4 protein-coding genes and 1 pseudogene are annotated in these 4,629 nt (G+C 60.6%); 1 reads left to right on the top strand and 4 read right to left on the bottom strand.

Annotation, left to right across the window (positions count from 1 at the left end; all coding sequences use genetic code 11):
• The 3 genes and pseudogenes from ACQY7U_RS13485 to ACQY7U_RS13475 form a co-directional block, all read right to left on the bottom strand.
• Positions 1 to 1,246, bottom strand: a pseudogene (locus ACQY7U_RS13485) (hypothetical protein); the annotation flags it as partial.
• Between the two features lie 131 nt (positions 1,247 to 1,377).
• Complete coding sequence (queG, locus tag ACQY7U_RS13480; protein WP_428645240.1) at positions 1,378 to 2,535, bottom strand: tRNA epoxyqueuosine(34) reductase QueG; 1,158 nt, start codon at positions 2,533 to 2,535, stop codon at positions 1,378 to 1,380.
• A gap of 58 nt (positions 2,536 to 2,593) precedes the next feature.
• Positions 2,594 to 3,286, bottom strand: a complete 693-nt coding sequence (locus tag ACQY7U_RS13475; RefSeq protein ID WP_428645239.1) for a glutathione S-transferase family protein — start codon at positions 3,284 to 3,286, stop codon at positions 2,594 to 2,596.
• A gap of 243 nt (positions 3,287 to 3,529) precedes the next feature.
• On the opposite strand from ACQY7U_RS13475, the gene ACQY7U_RS13470 reads away from it, so the two are divergent.
• A complete protein-coding gene (locus ACQY7U_RS13470) occupies positions 3,530 to 4,336 on the top strand; it encodes an undecaprenyl-diphosphate phosphatase (RefSeq protein ID WP_428645237.1) in 807 nt (268 codons plus the stop codon).
• On the opposite strand, the gene ACQY7U_RS13465 is transcribed toward ACQY7U_RS13470, so the two are convergent.
• The coding region (locus tag ACQY7U_RS13465; protein ID WP_428645235.1) for a WYL domain-containing protein at positions 4,328 to 4,629 on the bottom strand (302 nt) is incomplete at its 5' end. The genes ACQY7U_RS13470 and ACQY7U_RS13465 overlap by 9 nt on opposite strands.

The raw sequence follows: 4,629 nt of genomic DNA, 5'->3' as shown, positions 1-4,629 counted from the left end.
TGACGTCGGTCATCGCCATTTCCCTGATATCGACGCCGAAGGTCTCATCGGGCATTGGCGTCGGCACCTTGATTGAAATGCCGCTGATCCTGGCATCCGCGATGCCGAAGGACCGGTAAAACTGGAAAACATTGGTGATCAGTTCTTCAGGCGCCGGCACCTGATCGTCGAGAAGCTGATCGAAGAGCGCGAGGACATTGTTGTCCCGCTTGGTCACGGTGACATCGGTGATCGAGGCCTTGTCCATGGACACCTCGACCGAAAGTCCGTCCATGATTTCCTGACTGCTCTTGTAATCGACCGTGGACCCGGTCCGGATGAGTGTCACTTCGTCGCCGGTTTCAGGCACGGCAGGATCGAACAGATCGACAAGCGCGGCTGCGTCGATGTCCTCGTAGTGGGTTTTGCCCTGACTGGTCGTCTGGGTCAGCATTCGGCCCGAATCGAGGTCGAGCGTCTGCAGCTCCTGGGTCACGCGGTCGATGGTGTATTCGCCGATCCGGCCGTCCTCGGCATTGGCCATCCGGTAGCCGTCCATCTGCACGGTTCCGGCGAGGACGACCGTTTTCTTGCCGTCCGTGACCGTGAACGCTTCGATGGTCATGCCGCTGTTGTCGATCCTGAACTCATCATAGGAATTCAGGAGCGAGGCCTGCAGGAAGGGCAACCAGCGGCTGGCCTGATGCTTCGGGTCGTCGGCGGGAACTTCCGGAAGCGTGAAGTCGAAATTTGCTGCGGACACGCCACGCAGCCGGCCGTCGATCTTCAAGCCGCCTTCTCCGCCGACATCGCCGGTCGCGCTGAAATGCGCATCGTCGGAATAGGTCCAGGCGGTAGAGGTGAAGGCACCGTCCTCGTGTGTGAGGCCGGTAATGGTCAGCGCGCCGGCGGACATGGAAAGCCGGTAGGTCAGGTCCTTGGTTTTTGCCGGTTCAGCGCTGTCGGTTTCATCCTTTTCCGCCGTGCCGGATGTCTCGGCCGGAAGGTTTTCCAAGGTGCCGCCGAAAGTCACGGTCGTGTCGGTGATCGTCAGCGTGTCGCTGCTGGCGTCATAGGCGACGGCGCCGTTTTCAACGTCTATGCCGAGTGTCCTGAGACCGTCGACATATGCCCGGAAGGCGGCTTCACCGGTGTCTTGCGCCAAGGCGGAACCGGAGATCAGCGCCAGCGCCGTGCTTAGGGAAAGGAGCCTTGCCCTTGTCTTGAAGGAATGGGAAGCAGGGGAGGAGTAGTTAATAAAAATCAAAGCTTTGGCTCCAAATCGGATGATCGGACTAGGCCGTATTTGTCATCGGTAAAGCCCGAAATAGAGGGTCATCCCGGGTGGTTCCATGACTATGGCGCATTCTTGCAGCAAGGTCGAGACGGTCACCGCGCTCAGGACAGGTCAGCCTGCCATTCCGCCCGGACTTCTTCGTCGGTTTCAGCGGCCAGAGCAGGGCCGGAGAGCTTGCCGGTCTCTTCTTCACCGGCCAATTGGCGAAACGCCCAGACGGCGGAGCCCCTGACAGCCGGGTCCGGGTCGCTCAACAGCGGGCGGACTTTTTCGAGCAGCGCGGGCTCATCGGAATTTCCGGCAGCAATCAGGACATTGCGCAGGAAGCGGTTTCGGCCAATCCGCTTGATCGGCGAGCCGGAAAAGAACTTCCGGAAGGTGGCATCGTCCAGTTCCAGCAAGGTCTCTAGGGGCGGGGACTTCAGGTCGTCTCGGGCGATCAGCTTGGCTTCCCGGGCCTCGGCCGCGAATTTGTTCCAGGGGCAGGCGGCCAGGCAATCGTCGCAGCCGTAGATGCGGTTGCCCATCGCCTCGCGGAACTCCTGCGGGATGGGCCCGGGATGCTCGATGGTAAGGTAGGAAATGCAGCGGCGGGCATCGAGCTGATAGGGGGCCGGGAAGGCGTCTGTCGGACAGCTGTCGAGGCAGGCGCGGCAGGAACCGCAATGATCGCGCTCCGCGCCGCTCGGTGGCAGTTCCAGCGTGGTGAAGATGGCTCCGAGAAAAAACCAGGAGCCGAGCTCCCGCGACACCAGGTTGGTGTGCTTGCCCTGCCAGCCGAGGCCCGCTGCCTGACCGAGCGGTTTTTCCATCACCGGGGCTGTGTCGACGAACACTTTTACATCTCCGCCCGCGCGCGAAATCAGGAAACTCGCAAGTTCCTTCAGGCGCCCCTTGATGATGTCGTGATAGTCGCGGTGTCTTGCATAGACCGAGATGCCGCCGGTGCTTCTGTCCTTGAGATGTGCGAGCGGATGGCTCTCCGGGGCCTCGTCCGGACCGTAGTTCATGGCGAGCATGATGACGGACCGGACCTCCGGCCAGAGCGAGGCCGGCGAAGCGCGCCGGTCTTCGGTCTCGGCCATCCAGCCCATCGTGCCGTGGTAACCTTTTTCCAGAAAGGCGTGCAGGCGGTCTCCCGCTTCAGGAATGCCGTCCGCCGGTGCGACCCTGAACCCGTCGAAGCCGAGGCCGGTGGCCTTTTCCCGAAAGGCCGTCAGTAGTTTTTCAGTTCTTTTGTCCAAGACGGAGCGCCGCAGGCGTTGGAAGATGTCCCTGTCTTAAGGGAAGGGCTGGAAAAGTCCATGGCTCAACGGATTAGAAATCCAGATCCGCATAGGTTTGCGACGGCGGCATGCCGAGCACCTTCTCGCCCAGGAGAGGCCGCATGCTGGGCCGTGATTTCACCCGGGCATACCATCCCCGAATGTCCTCTTCTTCGCCCCAGGCGACCTCACCGAGGTAATCGGCGCAAGAAAGGCTCGCCGCCAGCGCGAAATCGGCGAAAGACAGCCTGTCTCCCGCGATCCAGCGCCGGGAAGCGACCAGGTAGCCGAAGTACTTCAGATGATGGTGGATGTTGGCCCTGGCAACACGCAGGGCGGCGGAATCGGGTTCCCCGCCGCCAGTGGACTTCGGCATGATCTGCTTGTAGATGCGCTCGCGCACCAGATGGCCGACCACTTCCTGATCGAACTTGCCCAGGCACCATTCCACCAGGCGTCTTGTTTCGGCACGCGCTTCGGGATGGTCCGGCATCAGGCGGCGGTCGGCAACCGCGTAGCCGCGGGTCTCGTCCAGATATTCCATGATCGGACCCGGGCCGCAGATAGCGGGACCTTCGTTTTCCACCATGACCGGGACAGAGCCGGCGGCATTCAGCGCGAGCAACTCCTGAGGCCGTTCCCAGGGGTTCACGTGACGTTCCTCAAAAGCAGCGCCGTATTCGCTCAGGATCAGCCTGACGAAACGCGAGGAAGGCGAGAACGGGTGGTGGTAAAGCGTGAGCATTTAGCGGTTTAGAGCCTGAACTGTGGCGATACTAGGGTGAAGCGCCATCCATATCTGCGGAATGGCCCCTGAAGCCGGTTTGGAAATTCGCGTTAACCGAGAGTTTGCCCCAAATATGGTTATCAAGGGTTTGACGCGGCACATCCGCTCCGTCAAATAGGCGGGGATTTCCTCAAGCCATGAGTCGCGTCACATAGCGGGTCGAGCGGAATTTCAGCAAGCCTTTTGGAGAAAAACCACACAATGGACAGCCAAACGATTGTCGACGCGGTTATTTTGGGAATAGTCGAAGGGTTGACCGAGTTCATTCCGGTATCTTCCACCGGGCATATTTTGCTGCTGGGACATTTTCTCGGTTTCGAAAGCACCGGCAAGACCTTCGAGGTCCTGATTCAGCTGGGTGCGATCCTGGCGATTCTGTCCGTCTATTTCGCCCGCCTGTGGAACCTTGCGCTGTCCCTGCCGAGCGATCCGACGAGCCGCCGGTTCGTCGCCGGGATCCTGCTTGCGTTCCTGCCAGCCGCCGTTGTCGGCGTGCTGCTGCACAGTTTCATCAAGGACGTCCTGTTTCATACGCCTGCTCTCATCTGCAGCACCTTGCTGATCGGAGGCATAATTCTCCTGTGGATCGACCGTCTGCCGCTCAAGCCGCGTTATACCAACGTGATGGACTATCCGTTGTCGCTCTGCCTCAAGATCGGGCTCTTCCAGTGCCTTGCCATGGTGCCGGGCGTTTCCCGTTCCGGAGCGACCATCGCCGGTTCGCTCCTGATGGGAACCGACAAGCGCTCTGCAGCCGAGTTCTCGTTCTTTCTGGCCATGCCCACCATGGTCGGCGCCTTTACCTACGACCTTTACAAGAACCGCGACGTGCTTTCGGTGGATGACGCCAAGCTGATCGCGATCGGTTTTGTCATGTCGTTTTTCGCCGGCGTCTTCGTGGTTCGGGGGCTGCTGGATTTTGTGTCCAAACACGGCTTCGCGCCATTCGCCTGGTGGCGGATCGCCGTGGGGCTGGCCGGTTTCGCCGGGCTTTATTTCCTAGGCTGACTTTTCGAGCGGTGAGCCTGGGGCATAAAGCGCGGCCATTGCTTGGAGTTCGTCTGCCAGTTCCTGCCTGAGGGCTTCTGGACCGATCAACTCCGTTCCGGGGCCAAGCCAACGGACCAGAGGCAGGATGCGGGCCCGGTCGGTGCTCGGAATGCTGACCAGAATGCGGCCGTCCTTTGCGGGCGTGAATACGGCGTGACGGTAGTACCAGTCCGCGCTGAGTTTTTTTGCCTGCGCGGGTGTTATCAGGATCTCCGCGATCTCTTCTTCCTGTTCCCAGCGCCGCATGGCCT

The organism is Roseibium sp. (genome assembly GCF_050301095.1).
In the GTDB taxonomy this organism is placed as follows: Bacteria; Pseudomonadota; Alphaproteobacteria; order Rhizobiales; family Stappiaceae; genus Roseibium.
This window is presented reverse-complemented; position numbering and strand designations above follow the sequence as displayed.

Coding starts and splice junctions, on each gene's coding strand:
- ACQY7U_RS13470 (WP_428645237.1), top strand. CDS start 3,530: ATGGACAGCCAAACGATTGTCGACGCGGTTATTTTGGGAATAGTCGAA.
- ACQY7U_RS13475 (WP_428645239.1), bottom strand. CDS start 3,286: ATGCTCACGCTTTACCACCACCCGTTCTCGCCTTCCTCGCGTTTCGTC.